Source organism: Acinetobacter terrae (assembly GCF_013004375.1).
GTDB classification, from domain to species: domain Bacteria; phylum Pseudomonadota; class Gammaproteobacteria; order Pseudomonadales; family Moraxellaceae; genus Acinetobacter; species Acinetobacter terrae.
Genome location: NZ_JABERI010000040.1, coordinates 135,507 through 155,243, shown reverse-complemented (window position 1 = coordinate 155,243; position 19,737 = coordinate 135,507). Strand labels below are relative to the sequence as shown.

At 39.3% G+C, this 19,737-nt stretch carries 17 protein-coding genes; 15 read left to right on the top strand and 2 right to left on the bottom strand.

Annotated features, from left to right (window positions below; translation table 11 throughout):
* Positions 1–241 precede the first annotated feature (241 nt).
* The 8 genes from HLH14_RS14805 to hisC all read left to right on the top strand — a co-directional run bounded on the left by HLH14_RS14805 (position 242) and on the right by hisC (position 8,389).
* Entirely contained in the window at positions 242–649 is a 408-nt protein-coding gene (locus tag HLH14_RS14805; RefSeq protein WP_131271020.1) for a hypothetical protein, read from the top strand.
* A gap of 632 nt (positions 650–1,281) precedes the next feature.
* Positions 1,282–2,736: an RNA polymerase factor sigma-54 gene (locus HLH14_RS14800; protein ID WP_067726599.1), complete on the top strand. Its 1,455-nt coding sequence runs from the start codon at positions 1,282–1,284 to the stop codon at positions 2,734–2,736.
* A gap of 172 nt (positions 2,737–2,908) precedes the next feature.
* Positions 2,909–3,241 carry a ribosome hibernation-promoting factor, HPF/YfiA family gene (gene hpf / locus HLH14_RS14795; RefSeq protein WP_067726597.1) on the top strand — a complete coding sequence of 111 codons (333 nt, stop codon included), beginning with the start codon at positions 2,909–2,911 and terminating at the stop codon, positions 3,239–3,241.
* Positions 3,242–3,379: 138 nt separating this feature from the next.
* Positions 3,380–3,631 carry a BolA family iron metabolism protein IbaG gene (gene ibaG / locus HLH14_RS14790; RefSeq protein WP_004650949.1) on the top strand — a complete coding sequence of 84 codons (252 nt, stop codon included), beginning with the start codon at positions 3,380–3,382 and terminating at the stop codon, positions 3,629–3,631.
* Positions 3,632–3,637: 6 nt separating this feature from the next.
* Positions 3,638–4,894 carry a UDP-N-acetylglucosamine 1-carboxyvinyltransferase gene (gene murA, locus HLH14_RS14785; RefSeq protein ID WP_067726594.1) on the top strand — a complete coding sequence of 419 codons (1,257 nt, stop codon included), beginning with the start codon at positions 3,638–3,640 and terminating at the stop codon, positions 4,892–4,894.
* Positions 4,894–5,589: an ATP phosphoribosyltransferase gene (gene hisG / locus HLH14_RS14780; RefSeq protein WP_067726592.1), complete on the top strand. Its 696-nt coding sequence runs from the start codon at positions 4,894–4,896 to the stop codon at positions 5,587–5,589. Before murA ends, hisG begins: the two co-directional genes overlap by 1 nt.
* Positions 5,590–5,783: 194 nt before the next feature.
* On the top strand, positions 5,784–7,085 hold the full coding sequence (gene hisD, locus HLH14_RS14775) for a histidinol dehydrogenase (protein WP_067726618.1): 1,302 nt from the start codon (positions 5,784–5,786) through the stop codon (positions 7,083–7,085).
* A gap of 212 nt (positions 7,086–7,297) precedes the next feature.
* Complete coding sequence (gene hisC, locus HLH14_RS14770) at positions 7,298–8,389, top strand: histidinol-phosphate transaminase (RefSeq protein WP_067726590.1); 1,092 nt, start codon at positions 7,298–7,300, stop codon at positions 8,387–8,389.
* Positions 8,390–8,527: 138 nt separating this feature from the next.
* Here hisC and pabB read toward each other — a convergent pair whose 3' ends face one another.
* Positions 8,528–9,865, bottom strand: a complete 1,338-nt coding sequence (pabB, locus tag HLH14_RS14765) for an aminodeoxychorismate synthase component I (protein WP_067726588.1) — start codon at positions 9,863–9,865, stop codon at positions 8,528–8,530.
* Positions 9,866–10,123: 258 nt separating this feature from the next.
* Between pabB and filA the strand changes: the two genes are divergently transcribed.
* The 6 genes from filA to filF all read left to right on the top strand — a co-directional run bounded on the left by filA (position 10,124) and on the right by filF (position 18,375).
* The gene (gene filA / locus HLH14_RS14760) at positions 10,124–11,092 is read left to right on the top strand and encodes a putative pilus system protein FilA (protein WP_067726586.1); all 969 of its coding nucleotides are present in this window, start codon (positions 10,124–10,126) and stop codon (positions 11,090–11,092) included.
* Between the two features lie 192 nt (positions 11,093–11,284).
* Positions 11,285–12,124, top strand: coding sequence for a putative pilus system C39 family peptidase FilB (filB, locus tag HLH14_RS14755; protein WP_067726584.1), 840 nt, complete (start codon positions 11,285–11,287; stop codon positions 12,122–12,124).
* A 50-nt stretch (positions 12,125–12,174) separates the two neighbouring features.
* Entirely contained in the window at positions 12,175–13,413 is a 1,239-nt protein-coding gene (filC, locus tag HLH14_RS14750; protein WP_067726583.1) for a putative pilus system protein FilC, read from the top strand.
* A gap of 12 nt (positions 13,414–13,425) precedes the next feature.
* Positions 13,426–15,090 (top strand): putative pilus system OmpP1/FadL family transporter FilD, encoded by a 1,665-nt coding sequence (gene filD, locus HLH14_RS14745; protein ID WP_067726581.1) that lies wholly within the window; start codon positions 13,426–13,428, stop codon positions 15,088–15,090.
* A gap of 28 nt (positions 15,091–15,118) precedes the next feature.
* Positions 15,119–16,339 (top strand): putative pilus assembly protein FilE, encoded by a 1,221-nt coding sequence (gene filE, locus HLH14_RS14740; protein WP_235940524.1) that lies wholly within the window; start codon positions 15,119–15,121, stop codon positions 16,337–16,339.
* 23 nt (positions 16,340–16,362) lie between these two features.
* Positions 16,363–18,375, top strand: a complete 2,013-nt coding sequence (gene filF, locus HLH14_RS14735) for a putative pilus system protein FilF (RefSeq protein WP_067726577.1) — start codon at positions 16,363–16,365, stop codon at positions 18,373–18,375.
* A 65-nt stretch (positions 18,376–18,440) separates the two neighbouring features.
* On the opposite strand, the gene HLH14_RS14730 is transcribed toward filF, so the two are convergent.
* On the bottom strand, positions 18,441–18,989 hold the full coding sequence (locus HLH14_RS14730) for an NUDIX hydrolase (RefSeq protein ID WP_165493739.1): 549 nt from the start codon (positions 18,987–18,989) through the stop codon (positions 18,441–18,443).
* A 126-nt stretch (positions 18,990–19,115) separates the two neighbouring features.
* Here HLH14_RS14730 and HLH14_RS14725 point away from each other — a divergent pair, with 126 nt between their 5' ends.
* Positions 19,116–19,733: an NUDIX hydrolase gene (locus tag HLH14_RS14725; RefSeq protein WP_067726573.1), complete on the top strand. Its 618-nt coding sequence runs from the start codon at positions 19,116–19,118 to the stop codon at positions 19,731–19,733.
* Positions 19,734–19,737: the final 4 nt, after the last annotated feature.

The window sequence follows — 19,737 nt, the reverse complement described above, 5'->3', positions numbered from 1 at the left end:
AACCTCTTTGCGCTGATGGTAGTGTGGGGTTACCCATGTGAGAGTAAGTCATCGCCAGCTCATTATTCCGAAAAATCCCCCTCCGCTATAAAGCAGAGGGGGATTTTTTTTATGCGCGGAATATTTATTTTGAAAATTTCTTTTGATGAATTTAAATTATTCTAATTAGTGATAAGAAATAAAATAAAAGTTTAAAGAATTTGCAGATTTAGAATATGAATCCATTGATGAAGTTAAGGATGTGAAATTCGAAGATCAAAAAGCAGATTATTTTGCTTTTGATAGAAATTGGATATTAGAAGTTAAACCTTTAGAGACTGATAGAGATGTAAAGGATAATGAGCGCATAAACGCATATGCTGATAACTACCCAAGTTTTCCAGAGTTTTATGGAACTATACATATTGAAGAATTGATCAGACAATATGGTGATCTACAGGGATTTAGGAATGAAATATGTGGTTATGGTGCTGGAAATTTAAAAGATATTTATTCAAAAGCAGATAAGCAAATTTATCAAACAAAAAAATCTCTGAATAATTATGATTGTGTTGGAATATTAGTATTATTAAACGAAAGGGTTGGAGTCTATGATAATGAATTTATCTTTCAAGAATTGGATAGATTATTAGAAAAAAAGAAAACTTGAAAAGAACAATATTCAAGCCATATGGTTTATAAATGAATATGAGGAAAATGATAAAAAACAGACTTGTTCTAATTTTTATATGGGTTCTGCAGCGGATATGAAATCAAGCAAATCGTTATTAAACTTTTTACATATGGATTGCTTACAATGGATATGCTTTTATCTCATCAGATTTAGATCCTTGGTGAATTTAGTGTCAAGTGTGAAATTTAATTCAATTCAATCTCCCTAATCCCTGAAGATGGAAAATAAAATTTCCTGAAACTTTTAAAGCTTAAATCTGCAAATATATTCATTCATTTTTTGCATTCTATAAAAATCAAAAAATAACTAGAAAATTAGATAGAACTATCTTCACTCCATCTTATTTTTATTAGAAAAACACATTGTTTGACAACTTTATTTCAAATTTTTAAAATATTTCATAGTTTTCAATTTAAATAAAAAATCAGTAAATTTGATCTTTTTTATAATTAAACAAATGAATTAATTTAAAATTTATGAAAAATTGAGCTAAATAAAAAATTAAATTAGGCTCGTTGATTGTATGAATTTTGATTTATCTGTGTTATAAAATTTAAAAGCGGCATAAAAATTGCTTATAAGTCGCAGAATTATGAGGAACTTTAAGAATGAAGTTATCGGTTGGATTAAGAGTTGCGAACTCCTTGTCGTTGACACCGCAGTTGCAGCAGGCCATTCGTTTGCTTCAATTATCAAGTTTAGAGCTTGAGCAAGAAATTCAAATTCAACTCGATAGTAATCCTTTATTAGAAAAAATAGAAGAACAGTCGAATATTGAAAGTCTATCTTCTTTGGAAGAACAAGAACGTGACAATAAAGATCTAACCAATGAGTTAAATGCCAATACTTTGCCGGATGATTTACCCGTTGATACCGATTGGGATGATGTTTATACGCATCAACCAACGAGTCTAGGTTCACCTGAATATGAAGAACGTGAAGATAATCGTCAAGGTCATTTAGGCTTAAAAGAGCATATGCTTGAACAGATTAATTTATTGCATTTTTCACAAGTTGATAAACTGATTGCGCATTGTATTGTTGATTCTTTGGATGAAAAAGGCTTTTTGGATGCAGAAATTACAGAAATAACCATCACCGTTCAGCATTTATTGGAATCTATGGATTACGACGATGAAGTCGAAGATGATGAAGTGGTTGCGGTTTTAAAACATATTCAGCATCTTGATCCTCCTGGCGTGGCATCACGTAATTTGGCTGAATGTTTATTGGTGCAATTAGAAAGTTTAGCTGAGCAAACAGCCTATCGTCGTGAGGCAATAACATTATTGAATCATTATGAGCTATTGATTTCCAATGAATTACCGAAACTGGTTAAACAAACAGGTTTGAACCCAGATCAATTAAAGTGTGCAGTTGATTTGTTAAAAACGTTAAAAGCTTATCCCGGCATGGAGTTTGAGGAAAAAGATTCGGACTATCAAATTCCAGATGTGGTCGTAATGAAAAAAAATGACCGTTGGCAGGTGCAGTTAAATCCCGATATTATGCCGAAATTACGGATAAATTCTTTTTATGCCAATATGATTAAGCGTGCTGATCAAAGTACTGATAATCAATATTTACGCAATCAAATGCTGGATGCCAAAAATTTTATTAAAAGTGTAGATGAGCGGCATAAGACTTTATTAAAAGTTGCAAGCTGTATTGTTGAACATCAAAAGATGTTTTTAGAAATTGGTGCAGAAGGAATGAGACCTTTGGTGCTACGTGATATTGCGGAAGAAGTAGAGTTGCATGAGTCTACGGTATCGCGTGTAACCACCAATAAATTTATGCTCACACCACGCGGTTTATTTGAGTTGAAATATTTCTTCTCAAGTCATGTGGCAACAACGTCTGGTGGGGAAGCCTCTTCTATTGCCATTCGAGCGAAAATTAAAAAGTTGGTTTCTGAAGAAAATCCGCGCAAACCGTTATCTGACAATATCATTGCGAATTTATTAAAAGAAGATGGGATTGATGTAGCCCGTCGAACTGTTGCTAAATATCGAGAGTCGTTACATATTCCGTCATCTTCTGAACGAAAAGTCTTGATCTAAATTTTAAAGTGTGGCTATTCTAGAGATTCATTATGACAACATAATGAATCTCTTTTTACTTAAGGAATAGTCTAAATGATTTAATGTTAAATTTGCAGGATTGTATTTTTGCTGTCATTAGGTCGGCTTGGCTATTCTTTTCTAATCCTAAAAGAAGGTGAGGGATAGAACTATGCAAATAACAATTCGTGGTCACCATTTAACGATTACCCCTGCAATTGAAGAAAATATTCGCCTTAGATTTGCGCAAATGATAAAAAATTTAGATCAAGTAAACAGTATGCAGGTTAAACTTTCAAAAGATCATCAAATAGATAAATTTTCTAAAAAAGGCAGTGATAATCATATTGCTGAAGCCATTATTCGTTTACCCGGGATAGAGATGTTTGCTCAAGCCAGTGCAGATGATATGTATACTTCAATTAAAAAATTAACAGAAAAGTTAAAAAGACAATTACATAAACATCGGAAAATGCAGATGGAAGATCCACCTTTGCTTGTATAGTTTGATTTTTAAACAAAAAGAGGTTTTTTAAAGACCTCTTTTTTTATGTATAAAATGTTATGCGTTAATGATTTATTTTTCATATTTATAGTAAAATGGCAGGTTTTTACACCGTTGGTCCTATAAGAGGTCTTTGTGATGAATAGTGAACAGCTCACTGAAATTTTAAAAGCTGCTTTTCCAGAGGCTGAAGTTGCAGTTAGTGGGCAAGGCGGTAAGTTTGATCTTCGAATAGTCGATGAGCAATTCGAAGGCAAGCGTCCAGTCGCACGTCAACAAACGGTTTATGCTCCGTTAAATTCATATATTGCCAGCGGTGAAGTACACGCGGTAACTATTCGTGCAATGACCAAAGAAGAATGGCGTAAAGCAAGCTTATTCGGAGCTTAGAACTAAATGGATAAATTTTTAATTCAGGGCGGTGTTAAGCTCGAAGGTGAAGTGCGTATTTCTGGTGCAAAAAATGCAGCCTTGCCTTTACTTGCAGCGATGATTCTTGCTGATACGCCGACCACATTAACCAATGTGCCAAACCTTAAAGACGTGAATACACTCGTGCAATTGATTGCCGGTCTGGGTATTCAAATGTCTTATGAAGGCGACACGGTTACAGCTGATACTTCTACATTGAACAATCAGTTTGCACCGTATGAGCTCGTAAAAACCATGCGTGCTTCAATTTTGGTGCTTGGTCCATTACTTGCGCGCTATGGTAGTGCACAAGTATCGCTTCCGGGTGGTTGTGCCATTGGTTCACGTCCTGTCGATCAACATTTAAAAGCATTAGAGGCTTTGGGTGCTGAAATTGAAGTGGAAAATGGTTATGTGCATGCCAAGGTTAATGGTCGTCTAAAAGGTGGCGAAGTCATCTTTGACATGGTGACTGTAGGTGGTACTGAAAATATTCTCATGGCTGCAGTTTTGGCTGATGGTGTGACAACTATCCGTAATGCGGCGCGTGAACCAGAAATTACTGACCTTGCGCAAATGCTCATTAAAATGGGTGCAAAAATTGAAGGTCTGGATACGGATACCTTAGTTGTGACGGGTGTTGAAAGCTTGCATGGCTGTGAATATGCTGTGGTTGCTGACCGTATTGAAACAGGTTCTTACTTGGCTGCTGCTGCCATCACTGGCGGTAAAATCAAAACTACACATACCGATCCATCATTACTCGAATCTGTTTTAGACAAGTTTGAAGAAATGGGTGCGGAAGTAACCCGTGGTGATGACTGGATTGAGCTCGACATGATGGGTAAACGTCCGAAAGCAGTTAGCTTCCAGACTTTGCCACATCCAGAATTTCCTACAGATATGCAAGCGCAGATCATGGCGGTAAATGCTATTGGTCGTGGTTTTGCTACTATTTCTGAAACGATTTTTGAAAACCGTTTTATGCATGTGCCTGAGCTTTCTCGTATGGGAGCAAATATTCAGGTTGAAGGTAATGATGCTGTTGTGACGGGTGTAGAAAAACTTTCTGCAGCACCGGTTATGGCAACCGATTTACGCGCTTCATTCTCTTTGGTTCTTGCCGCTTTAGCTGCAGATGGGGAAACATTGATTGACCGTATTTATCATATTGACCGCGGTTATGAAGATATTGAAGCGAAGTTACAGGGTTTAGGTGCCCAAATTAAGCGAGTAAGTTAATGAATGATATGAGAAACGATGATCCAAACTTTGACGTAATGGGCAATTTTGATCATGGTTTAACTTTAGCATTAAGCAAAGGGCGTATCTTAAAAGAAACTTTACCATTGCTTGAAACAGCAGGAATTAACTTACTGGAAGATCCAGATAAATCACGTAAGTTGATTTTCCCAACCACGCATAAGCAGGTACGTATTTTAATTTTACGTGCTTCGGATGTTCCCACTTATGTAGAAAATGGGGCGGCTGATTTAGGTGTTGCAGGTAAAGATGTGTTGATGGAACATGGCGCACAAAATGTGTATGAACCACTCGATTTAAAAATTGCCAACTGTAAATTAATGACAGCCGGCAAAGTCGGGATGGAGCGTCCGAAAGGCCGTTTAAAAATTGCGACTAAATATGTGAACTTAACCCGTCAATATTATGCGAGCTTAGGTGAACAGGTTGATGTGATTAAACTTTACGGTTCGATGGAACTTGCACCATTGGTTGGTTTGGGTGATTACATTGTCGACGTCGTTGATACCGGTAATACACTACGTGCCAATGGTCTTGAGCCGCTTGAAGAAATTTGCAAAGTTTCTTCTCGCTTGATTGTGAATAAAGCCAGCTTCAAACGTAAGCAAACTTTATTGAATCCGATTCTTGCACAGCTTGAAAAAGCAGTTGAAGAACGCGAAAGCAAAAAATAAGCATCTCTCATGCAAATTTGAAAAACCGTCACCCAGTGGCGGTTTTTTTATGCATGAGAGAAAACTGCAAACATTCAATGTTTTCATCAATCTTAGCGAAAGTTAATTTCAATAAAACTGATACTGATACCATATTATTGCTACCGACAAAACGCATGAAAACAGGTAAACTAAAGCCTTCGAATTCAAACCTTATGGGTAAATTGATGCGACGTTTATCGACCCAAGATCAAAGCTTTAAGCAAGCATTTGCTGATTTATTGGCTTTTGAGACTGTGAATGATCCTGAACTTTTAAAAACTGTAGATCAAATCATTGCTGATGTGCGTCAGCATGGTGATGCTCATGTTCTTAAACTCACTCAACAGTTCGATCGACATCCAGCGCATCAGTTTTCAGATCTCGAACTTACTCAAGAACAACTCAAAGCGGCTTTTGAAGGTTTGGATAACGATGTTCGTGAAGCTTTGGAATTGGCTGCAAATCGAATTCGTGAATTCCATCAAGCACAAAAGCAAGAGGGTTGGACTTATGTTGATGCTTTGGGCAATACACTCGGTCAAAAAATTACACCGCTTGATCGTGTGGGGATTTATGTGCCAGGTGGCTTGGCTTCTTATCCATCTTCAGTGTTGATGAATGCTGTACCTGCTCATGTTGCGGGTGTCGCTGAAATTATTATGGTGGTTCCTGCACCCAATGGTGAATTGAATCCATTGGTACTCGCTGCTGCGTACCTAGCAGGTGTGACTCGTGTATTTACCATTGGTGGAGCACAAGCGGTTGCAGCTTTGGCATATGGTACTGAAACTGTTCCGGGCGTAGATAAAATCACAGGTCCAGGGAATCGCTTTGTTGCAGCGGCAAAACGTGCAGTATTTGGTCAGGTTGGTATCGACATGATAGCAGGTCCTTCTGAAATTCTGGTTTATGCAGAAGGCGAAAATAACGCGAAATGGCTTGCGATGGATCTATTGTCTCAAGCTGAGCATGATACTGTGGCTCAAGCTGTGTTCATTACACCCGATGAACAGCTTTTAAATGAAGTTGAGCAAGCGATTGAAGAGCATCTAGCTGAATTGCCTAAAGCTGAAATTGCGCGTACATCTATTGCTAATCGTGGCGCTTTAGTTTTGGTGAAAGATCGTCAAGAAGCCATTGATTTAATTAATCAGGTTGCACCAGAACATTTAGAGCTTTGCTTGGATGATGCTGAAGCAATGGCTGAAGATATTCGCCATGCAGGTGCGATCTTCATGGGACGTTATACCCCGGAAGCAATTGGTGATTATTGTGCGGGTCCAAATCACGTATTGCCAACCTCAGGCACAGCGCGTTTCTCATCACCACTAGGGGTTTATGATTTTCAAAAGCGTTCAAGCTTGATCATGTGCTCACAAGAAGGTGTGAAGACTTTAGCGAAAACAGCTGATGTGTTAGCGCAACAAGAAAACTTGGATGCTCATGCGAGATCAGCAAGATATCGTTATCAATAATATAAAGTGAACAACTCTCCATTCAGTAATGAATGTTCCTCTCTGAACGAGCTTTAAGGATTGCTTTAAAGCAAAGTGCAAGAAAGGTTAGGAGAGGGCAAAGAATTTAATATTCATTTCGGTTTGGGATTAAGTTTGACCTCTCCCAAACCCTCTCCTAAAAGGAGAGGGCTTACATGAAGTAAGTTGAGTGCATTAAAGAGATAAAAACAATGTCTACCATCACAACACAACAAATGCGTTTTTGGAGTCCTGAAGTACGTGAATTAGAACCCTACGTACCAGGTGAACAACCCAAAATTCAAAATTTATTGAAACTTAATACCAATGAAAATCCGTATCCACCCTCTCCAAAAGTGGTAGAAGCGGTGCAAGCTGTATTAGAAAATTCAGCAGACGTATTACGTTTATATCCAGATCCAGATGCTTCTGCATTAAAGCAAGCCATAGCCGCTCAACAAAATGTTGATGCAAGCAATGTCTTTGTTGGAAATGGTTCAGATGAAGTGCTGGCACATATCTTTAAAGCATTCTTTGTGCAAGAGCAGCCATTACTTTATCCAGATATTACCTACAGTTTTTATCCGGTTTATAGTCAATTTTTTGGGGTAAAAACCAAAATTTTACCGCTCAATGATGACTTTGAAATTGTAGTGGATGATTATAAACAAGCCAATGGCGGCATCATTATTACCAATCCAAATGCGCCAACCAGTATTGCACTTGGTTTGTCTGCAATTGAAGAACTACTGCAATCAAATCCTGATTCAGTCGTGGTGATTGATGAAGCTTATGTTGATTTTGGTGCGGAATCTGCAGTGAGTTTAGTTGAAAAATACGAAAATTTGGTTGTATGTCAAACAACATCTAAGTCACGATCATTGGCAGGTTTACGAGTAGGATTTGCCATTGCTCAACCACATCTTATTGCTGCGCTGGAAGCGGTAAAAAATAGCTTTAACTCTTATCCAATGGATCGTTTTGCGATTGCTGCGGCAGTAGCTTCATTTGAAGATCAAGCTTACTTTGAAACACAATGCAAGAAAGTCATTGATAGTCGTGAAAAGTTGGTTGCTGATTTAGAAGCTATCGGTTTTAAAGTTTTACCTTCGAAAGCGAATTTTATTTTTGCATCGTTGCCAAATAAAGATGCAGGTGAATTAGCGGCTGAATTACGTGAACATGGCATTATTGTGCGCTATTTCAATAAACCACGTATCAATCAGTATCTACGTATTACCATTGGTACAGATGAACAAAATCAACGTCTTGTTGATACGTTAAAAAGCGATATTTTGGCGTGATTTGAATTCCTCCCAGCCTCCTTTAGTAAAGGCGGAAACTTCTCCCTTTGAGAAAAGGGAGGTTGGGAGGGATTTGTATTTCTGTTTTGCGCTTCGTTAAAGTAATGCTTTAACTTGCCCAGGACTCGCTTGTTTATTTTATTCAGGTATATACCATGTATTGAGTAAATCCAGCATGGCAGAAACTTTATCAAAACATTCCTGATATTCTGCATCACAATCTGAGGCAATGGTGATTCCACCACCTGCCCATAGAAATATTTCATCTTGATATTTTTGGATGGAACGAATCAAGATATTCCAAGAACCTGTACCATCAAAATTAAAATAGCCCATCGATCCGCAATAAGCCCCGCGTGGAGCACCTTCAAGTTCATCAATAATTTGCATTGCGCGAATTTTTGGCGCACCCGTAATCGAACCTCCGGGTAGTGCAGACATTAAAACATCAAATGGATTGATATCTTCCTTTAATGTTGCAGTGACTTCGCTCACCATGTGATGAACCTGATTAAAAGATTCAATTTCAAAAAGTTGCGGTGTTTTAACCGAACCTGTTTCCGCATAAACACTTAAATCATTGCGTAGTAAATCAACAATCATGACATTTTCAGCCTGATCCTTTTTAGAATGAATCAGGTTTTGTTTGGATTGTTCATCTTGTTTCGGATCAGCGTAACGGGGCATTGTGCCTTTGATTGGTCGAGTGACAATTTTTCGATTTGCTTCAAAATTAATAAACAATTCAGGTGAACAGCTCAATAGTTCAAAGTCATCAATCTTTAAATAACCTGAATAAGGGGCATCGGTGAGTTTCCAGAATTCTTCAGCCGTCGCTAATATAGTGCCTTGAGCTTTTGCTGTAAATTCTTGAGTCAGATTAATTTGATAGCAATCACCGGCTTTAATATAGTCTTGAACTTTCTTAAAGGCAGTCACATATTCATTTTTATTCCAGCGCGCACTACAAGTTTGAGTGAGTGAAAGAGAGGGATGTTTTTTGTGTTGTATTGCATCCTGAATAACTTGAAAAATACTTTCAGCCTCATCTTCATCACTAAAAAAAGTCCAACCCTGTGGAGTGAGCTTGAGATAACTGCGATAAATGCCCAAAAATAAGGCAGGTTGATTTTTTTGTTTAATCGAAACTTGTTGTTGTGCTGCATGGTCATAACTGACAAAGCCAATTAATCCACCGTTAAAATCAGAATGATAGTTTTGAATATTTTGTTTGAAAAAATGATTGAAATGAATAGATTGTGATTTTTTTTGATATTGATGCAGTGAAACACGAATGAAATTTTCAGTGACTTGACCTTGTTTAAGCATGTATTCAGATGCAAAAAAAGCGATCACAGGTTGGTTTACATTTTTTAAGTAAACCAAATGAGTAAGGTGCGATAAAGCAGACAATATTTGAGCTGTGTTAAGCCATTGTTCAGTCAACAGTTTTTTAAAAATAACCGGATTATTCATACGATGTTAAATTATAAAAGGCTATACATAGATAACCTATTCTATAACAATATTTATGCATAAAAACTGTAAATACCGTTTGTCGGTAACATATGGATTGCGACCAACAGCAGTTGAACAAAAAATGACACACATATAACTTTAGTAGGGCAAACAGGCTGCTCAAGGAAAGACTCCATTGTTGTCCAAAAACAAAAAACAACATGGAATATCGAGTGGTTGACAATCAAAAAAATAATACTCTTGGGAGAGTACGAAATGAAAAAATTTACTAAACTTGCTTTAGTTTCTTCATTGGCAATTAGTGCAAATGCGATGGCAATGCAAGCAATGGATGATGCTTCATTGGGTGCTACAACAGGTCAAGATGGTTTAAGCATCGGGATTGGGATTTCAAAAATTGAAATTGAAAAACTATTCATCCACGATAACGACGGTTTGGAAGTTGCTAAAGGTGGTACTGGTGAAGCAGGTGCGATCTATATCAAAGCGAATGGTAGTGGCGCTACTACAGCACACGGTATCGTGATTAGTGCAAACTATGATGCAAGCCCTACTGGTCCAGCTGGTTCTTACTTACTGCCTTCACGTAACTTAGCTGATTTGCAAATTGACTCGGATGCAAACGGTGGCAATCCATTCATTAATATTGCCGCACAAGTATCTGGTTTAGACATCAATATCGGTGAAATTGGGGTGGTTGCTTCTGGTGATGCCCCTGCCGCAAATGCAGCAACAATCCGTCGCGGTGGTACAGGTCAAGAGAACGCGATCTTAACCGGTCTTTCAGTAAAAACAGGTCAAATGGCTGCAAACATTCAATTGGGTGCTGCACCACAAGGCGCAATGATTAAATTGAATGCAACTATGGTCGGTGGTTTAACCATCACAGATTTGGGTATCTTGGATAACTCAACCAAAACTGCAACACGTGCAGCGGGTGTGATCCACCTTGACAAAATTCAAGTGGCAGATGCGAATAGCCGTAACTTAGTATTGAACCAAAGCATCAGCGTATTTGGTGAAGAAGGTGCTGATAAGGGTTATGTACGTATCGTGAGCACAAGCGGTGCGCACGATAACTACATCCAAGGTATCCATTTGGGTAGCAAAACTGCTGCATCTATTGGTGATATGGAAATTCAGGGCATGCAAACTTATTATGGCTCTCCAGCGGTAGGTGGCGTTTATACTCCGGGTGCGATTATTACAATCCGCGGTCACTAAGTTTCCGTGTTAAAAAGCGCGTGTTTACACGCGCTTTTTTTTACATAAATATCGTAAAATTTTGCAAAAAATAAAAAAAATACTGTTTTTTTTTCAAAAAAAAGGTATCTTGCTAAAACAGGGAAGTAGAGTTTCTACTCTAAAATAATGAAAAATGGCACGTCATGCCGATAACTAGAAAAGTTAGATAATATGTTAGAGATCGCATTAGGCTCGGCATTGATGTATTACTTTGCCACAGAAGCTTTTGATATAAAGAAAAAACCAGCTGAGGCTGTGTACTATACCGAGACTTTAGACTCTCGTAATGATTCTTTCACCCGCATGCACCGTGAAACCGTACAGGTTAAGCCAGCAATCATCGATCAATTTCGTGGCATTGTTCACCAAGCCTATGACTATAGTTGTGGTTCTGCTGCGTTAACGACCCTCTTAAATGGCTATACCAATCTCAATGCGACTTTAACCGAACAGCAGGTTATGGATGGTCTGATGAAATTTGGTGAGACAGACAAGATTGTCGAACGCCGTAGCTTTTCACTGCTGGACATGAAACGTTTTGTTAGCGCGATTGGCTTTGAAAGTGGGGGGTATCGCGGAGAATTTAGTGATTTGGTAAAGCAAGGGCAACCTGCCATTGTACCGATTTCCTATGCTGGCTTTAAACATTTTGTCGTATTTAAAGCGTATAAAAATGGCCGAGTCTATGTCGCAGACCCTGCACTGGGGAATATTAGTTTCGACGAAGTACGTTTTAAAGAAATTTGGGAAAATAACACCTTATTCTTAATTAATGTTGCGCCAGAAAAACGTAAAAATTTATTAGCTTTACAAGATTCGGATATGCGTCATGTAGAAGATGCAACCGTGAATCGTTATGCCTTGGTGAATATGCAATACCCGCAATTTTATATGGACAAAATTGCCGACAAAGCATCCACGATTCGACTTGATAAAAATATGAATGAAGAATCAGATTCTTATGGGGACTTAAATTATAATTTCTTGCGTCTTTATTATAAAAATAAATAGCGTTTAAGAAAGATTGAGCTTAAAAAAATAAAAAACTGGTGGGATGGAATATGAACAGTAAATGGATGAACAAAACCCTATTAGCGATCAGTATTCAAATGCTGATGGGTGCAGCTTATGCAGCTGAAGAGCAGCCAGGATTGGGGGAGTATGAAGTTGTAGATCAGCAAGAAGAGGTTGAATCAACATCATCACCGTCTGCAGATGTTAACTCAGTAGGAGGGAATAATGCTGCAGAAGAGCTATCATTGGGCGAGTATGAGCCTGTAGATGAGCAGGAAACACAAGTTAAAGCAGTGTCGGCACAGTCTGTAGATGCGAAGCCTATAGTAGAAACATCACCCGTAGATGAAAAATCGCAAGCATCTTCAGCCTTACAACAGCAAGAAGGCGACGTCAGTAAAGAAGCTAACTTACAAGAAGTTTTCACATCAAATGAAAGACAATATTCATTAATCAAAAAGGGTGATATCTCATCTTATTATGATATTGACTATACCTATTATCGTGATACACAACTTGATATGGAAATGGCATCGGGCCAGCTATACCAACTGCGTGTTCAAGAAAATGCAACACACTCAATTACTAATACTTTTACTGCACAGTACGGTATTTTAGATAATTTAACCTTTACTGCTTCATTGCCATTGGTAGCAAAAACAGACTTATTAAAGGATACCTCTACCGCAGGTTTGGGTGATATTTCTTTGGGGGCACGTTGGGAGCCATTTCCATTACAAGCGGGTCGTTTGCCACTGATTTTATTCGGTAATTTATCGACAAAAAGCGGTGACAGTCCATACGAAGTCAACTCTGCGACCGACTTAGCCACAGGTAAAGGGTATTATTCTGCTGGTATTGGCGCAAGTACACGTAAATATATCGACCCAGTGGTGTTGTTCGCTTCAGTTTCTGCAAACTATGGCTTTAAAGAAACTGACTTAAATCAACGCCGTGGTAGCCGTGTCATTGATGAGTTTGAACCGGGCATTAGTGGCGGTTTCTCTTTCGGTTTCGCATACTCATTTAACTATGACGTATCGATGACCATATCGTATCAACAAAGCTTTAATACCGGCTCTGAATTTACCTACAGCAGCGGTGAATCCTATTCACCAGCCGATCAAACCAGTTCAACTTTAGCGATTTCTCTTGGGGTGCGTGTATCTCCAGAGACGATTGTGAACGGTACGGTAGGCTTTGGTTTGACGGAAGATGCGCCAGATGTTTCATTGGGTTTGTCATTCCCACTTGATATTTTAGGCTTTGGTAAGAAAATTCGCTAAGAGGGCGGTCGTATGTATAAAATTCGACTCAGACCGCTCGTTAGCGCCATTCTCTTAACGGGCTGTTCAAGTGCTACATTTGCACAGTTAGGCACCAACCTTTCTGTAGATTTACGTTCCTTGAGTATGGGTAATGCAGTTACCGCAGATCCACCAGGGGTAAACGCTGTTCACTTTAATCCTGCGGGTTTAACCAAAATTGAAGGTCTGCAAACTGAGCAACAATTTATTGTTGCCAACTTTGACATTCAACGTGAATTTAGCGTACCACCAGGCTATAACGTGTTTGGTTATTCGGACGATCCAATGGTCTGTAATGATGGACCAGAAGTTGCATCTGATATTTGTACTGATTTTAAAGATAAAGTTAGTGGTGATGTTGAATATCCGAGTCTTTATGTTCCTATTTTGAAAAAGATGGTGGATTTAGGTGAAGGCATGCCATTGGTCGCACCTACTATGGGGATTGCCTATAACCCACCGGGTTCTAAAGCAACTTATGCGACGGCAGTGTATGCGCCACTGGTTGCGGGTTTTGGTGCTGAAAATGGTAATCCGGGTAACTACATGGGCCAACAGGTTGCCTTAGAACGGATTACCTATTTATCTCCATCCGTGGGTTACCAGGTCAATGACGAACTTTCGATTGGTGGTGGTATTGGTATGTCTTACCAAGCCATGGGCCTCAAAACCGATTTACGCTTCCCCAATGAACTGATTGGTATGTTACGAATGATCGATGAAGTCGTTTGTACGCCATTTAAAGAAAATTCAGACATTATTACCGACATTCTATTACTTGGGATGTGTAATGCCGAAGAAGGAATGAACCCATTCGGTAAATTCGGTCAGATGCAATTGGCGGTTGAGCAATCCTTAAGTCCAAGTTTTAACTTGGGGGTACTGTGGGAGCCAACGGATGACTTTAGTTTCGGTATGGTCTATCAAAGTGCAGCAAAAATGCGCTTAAAAGGGAAATACCATATTGATAATGCCAAAGCACCACAAGAATTAATTAAAGGCTTGATGTCATCGCCAACCGGACAAATTCTTGCAGCTATTTTAGGCTTCCCGAACTACATTCCATCCAGTGAATCCGGTCTAGTGTCCATGGACTTTGAATATCCTGCGCATTTTCAAGCCGGGATTAAATACAAAGTCATACCAGATCTACAGGTAAATTTTGATGTAGGCTGGACGGACTATAGCGCATGGGACAAATTTACGTTTGAGTTTGACCGACAAATTTCAGCTTTAAAAGTTGCAAAATTACTTTCTGAAAATGTTAGCGATAGCTCGTTATCCTTACCGCTTGGTTTTACTTCACCGTGGAGCTTCGGTATTGGTATGGAATATTCAGCAACCGATCGTTTAAAACTACGAGCGGGTTATGAACCACGTTCAAGTGCCATTCCAGATGGGAAACGGAATACCATGATCCCAATCAACAATGCACAATTGTTTGGTATGGGCGTGGGCTATCGTTGGGATGCGGATACGGACTTAGATTTATCCATTGGTTTCTTACGGAGTAGAGACAATATTCCAGCCAATACCAGTAGTTTAGCCAACCAAACAGGCGTAAATAACTTACTGCTTAACCCATACGCGGGCCTGAATGTGAAAACCAATACAAAAATAACCATTCTAGGATTGAACTATAGAACACGTTGGTAAACAAAGGAAAAGAATGAAAGGAAATTTAATGATGAAAACGATACTGATGCTAAGTTTAGCGCAAGTATCGTGGTCATATGCAGGAGAGTTTCATACTATTATTGGCCCTGATGGTCGTCCAATGATCATTCAACGTGAACCGCCAAAAGTAGCTGCTGAAAAAACGAATCCAAAACCCGTTATTGTACAACAGCAGAGTCTACCTGTAGCGCCTGCTCATGAGCAAAAAGCGTCAGCTGTAACACGTTCTGTGCAGAGTCCTATTGCTCAGATAACAGTTGCTGCACCTGAAAAATCAGTTAAAACTAGTAAAGTTGAATCGAGTGCTCAGACTGATCTTGACACAGTGAAAACTATAGAACCACAGACCAAAAGTGCTGTGAAGCTTCAGGTTGCAGAAAAAATGCAGCTACAATCAACGCAAATTTCTCCAGTTAATCGCCAACCCATTGCTACTGAAAACCAACCGGTGCTTCAATCGCAAACTGTAATTTCACAAAAAGTCTTAGAAGTAAAACCCTTGATTATTCAGGAAAACACAGAAAATACCGCTTTTGTGGATATTGATGGACAGCAATATGTCAAAAACGAATATTTAGAAGATAAAGAATTTAACTTAGAAGGCAAAAAGCGTTTTTACACCATGCCTGAAGGCATCATTGATCTTAAACATGGTGCGACGCGTCTGCAAACCGTTGAACGTGAAAAAGGTGTGGGTAAATCCACGATGCAATCCCTGTTTAAACGTAATGTCATGCAAGATACCGGTCCGATTACCTTGGCAAAGACTTATTACCGCATTTCACAAGCAGATGCGATTGATGGTTTGGGGCAACAATGTTTTTCTGAAAAAAAACTGAAAAAAGTCAAAAAACTTGATTTAAATAAAGAGGTCAACTTCTGGCCACGTGCACCGCTGAATGATGAGTTTGATTTTGAAGTTGCTGCACTGAATCCATCTGTGCAAAATATTCAGCTGAATTCGTATGCATCCCGGCAGAATAACCCGACCTTTTACTGGCCTTTTGTGGTGTTTTTAGATGCAAAAGGTTGTGTCTTAGAAGGTGCCGGTGGATATAAAAATCAAGAGGGGGCATCTACCCTCATTCAGCACGAAAAAATAGAAGGGGTACTGCATGTACCGGCAAACAGCAAATATATATTGCTGACACCGTTGGCTTCAGCCATCGATGTTGAAGATCGTGCGTTAACCAATCACGGGCAAGTTAAACTCGTTGCAATCCGTTAGGGATAGAATAAAAGAGAGTCAGGATGAACATAAATAAATATAAATTACCTTTTGCAGCAACTGCATTGGTTATGGCTTTAAGTGGCTGTGGTGGAGAAAGTGCCAACGTGACCCCTGAAGTGTATGATGAAAGTACGGCCAACGGTTCATGTAAAACGAGGACAACAGGCTGTGTTGAATTTGCCTTGGATTATCCATTAAACGGGTTAAATTTCACTTGTAGTAGTGATACCAAGAACCGCTTTACTATACTGTTTGATCCAAATGGTGGCGCGGCAACAGGTGCATGTAAGGATACCGATGAAATTACTTTCTTTTTACGCGGTGAAAAAGACAAGAAAATTGAATTAGGCAAAATGCCGCTGCGTAATATTGCCCATGTCAGCGTAGCGCAATTACCGCGTTTAACCCTATTGGATATTGCAGCAGGAATTCAAGGCAGAGCTGCACAAAAATTATCACCTGATGATGCAACGGTTAAAGTAGCCATTCGTTTGGTACGTTTGATTCAAGCAGTGGGCTTGCAAAGTCGGCAAATTGTCAATGCACGTGATATTCAGCCGATCAGTATTAGTGATGCAGACCGTAAAAAATTAGAGCAAATCACCTCATTAATCACGACAGAGCAATTTAAAGGCTTGTCAGATAAAGATTTTACCGATGCAGTCAAACCTTGGGTGGATATTTCTAAAGTCTCTAATGCCGATGCTTTTGATGTCATTACTCAATTGATGCGTATCACGACTGCAGCAGTGTATCAGCCTGAATTTTCACTATTTTCTAGTAAGGAAGTCCTGGGTAGTGCCTTAAGTGGTACGGAAGGTTTGGTGGGTTGTAATAAGGAAGAATGCAAGGCTGAAGATAAATCAGCAACGCATTTATTGGGACACTTTATTGTGATGACAGATCGTCAAGGCAAAACCTTTGGTAGTGGTTTACAATGGCGTGGTAAAGCTGAGACCGATGTGACCAGTATTGGCGGTGTAAATGCACAATTGATCCGTAAAGTGAAACCTGTACAAATGACGGCACTGCCACAAGACAGCTGGATTAATCCAATTACCAAAGCGATTAACAACAATCCGGATTTAACCACGCAACCGGGTTTCCAATTTAATGTGGCTGATATCAATTCACAGCCACTGATCGTGACACAGGGTAAATTGTTCAATGACTATATGATTGCAGGTAAAGAGCGTTTTTATAAACTGCTTACAGGTAAAAAAGAAGTCAACGAAGAAGACAAGAAAAATTACGGTCTATGGCAACAACAGATCAACAGTGAAAGCTTTAAGGGCACCCTCGACCTTTATAAAATTTATCCAATCACCTATTTAGACAGCAAAGTGTTCAAATCGGAAAATAATGTCAGTAGGGGGGCGTATATCTTCCCACTGTATGCAGACTTGACCTTTAAATTTACCGATACCTCGGTCAATACCGTGAAACTGGGTATTGTGATTGACCGTAATGGCGATATTCGGACTAATATGAAAGACAAGCCTCCTACGGCTCCAGATTCTTCTAGTACAATTATCGATATGTCGACAGGCACAAATGGTTGTAGTGGTGCGGATGTACTGGGTAGTAGCATGATTGATGACAACAATGTGCAACAGTACCGCATTGGAACCACGGGTCGTGCATTTACTAGCTCTGGCACTGATGGCAATAAAATCTCAATTCGTATGATCTTGGCCGACAAAGTGTTCCAAAGCCTAGATGGTGCGCTTATTGGTATGAACTCGAGTATTCAGACCTCTCCAAATTCGGGTGATTCTATTGTGATTGGTGGTGCATTACTAAACTTAAATCGCTTATTGGCGATGAGGTCAGGTGGTAAACCGGCTCCGGATGACGTGCCTTTTAAAGATTCAGCGGATAGTGATGTAAAATGGGCAAACAGTTTTGCCAGCTTCCAAAGCATTTATAGCGCGGTTGATCCAGCCGACGAAGATGCGAAAAAGTGGGCAAAATTCACTGGTGGTAGCATCCAATTTAATCTTGCGCCATGTTATGAAGTGAAAACCAAATAATGGCGATATAAAAAAGCCCATCAGATGATGGGCTTTTTTATGCTCTATATTTTTTATTTTATCGATTAACCGGTATGGTCAAGGCGTGAACCTAAGGTTTCTAAATGCATGTCAAATTGATTGGTTTTGCGGTCTTCAAAATAATGTCTTAAGGTGCGTTCTACACTTGGGAAGGCCAGTTCCGACCAAGGAATCTCATCTTCGCTAAATAAGCGGCTTTCAATAGTTTCTTCACCCGAGCCAAATTGACCATCGACTAAATTGGCTTTGAACAACACATAAATTTGTCCGATCCGTGGAATATTGTACATACAGTAGAGTTGTTCAATCTCGACTTCAGCTTCGGCTTCTTCACGGGTTTCACGTGCTGCACCTTGCTCCATGGTCTCAAATAATTCCATATAGCCGGCTGGAAGTGTCCATAAACCATAACGAGGTTCAATGGCACGGCGGCACATTAGAACTTTATTTTCCCAGATTACCAGTGCCCCGCAAATGACTTTAGGATTGATGTAATGAATATTGCCACAATCTGTACAAACACGACGTAATTGATGGTCGCCGAGTGGGATTTTTTCCGTTGTTTTATGTCCACAAATTACACAGAAATTCATATTCATCGTCAATGATAAAGGTGTGATCAGCATAACTGAAAAATTGAACTTTGGCATCATTTCTATCTTTTAGAATAAAAATTCAGCTATGATGAAACCAAGAAGAAATGATGGGAGAGTAGAGGTATGGATGACCATTCATTAATACAATCGTTACAGCAAAGATTACGTTTTTCCACACGGGTCAAACCGGCACACGCTGCTGTATTAATCGCGATTACAGATGAATCTGATCCAAAAGTTCTGCTTACTCGACGTTCTTTATATTTAAACAATCATGCTGGAGAGGTTTCATTTCCAGGCGGGAAAAGAGACCCACAAGATACCAGTAATATCGTGGTTGCATTACGTGAAGCTTATGAAGAGACGGCATTAAATCCATTTGATGTGCAATTAATGGGTGATTTACCCATGCAAAAAGCACGCAGTGGTATGTTGGTGAAACCTGTCGTTGGGTTGATTCCAGCCGAAGTCAAATTGATTGCTCAACCGAGCGAAATTGATCGTATTTTCTTTGCATCCCTCAGTAGTCTAATGAAGGCACCACCCATTCCTTATGAAGTGCGTTATGCACACCAGTCTTTATATTTTCCCAGTATGCGTGTGGAAAACGAAATCGTTTGGGGCTTAACTGCACGGATGCTGGTTTCACTGTTTCAGTATGGTTTGGATTATCAAAAGGAATGGCCATTTTTATTAAATTCTCCAGCCTTTCATATGAATAAGATTAAACGTAATAAATAAAGGA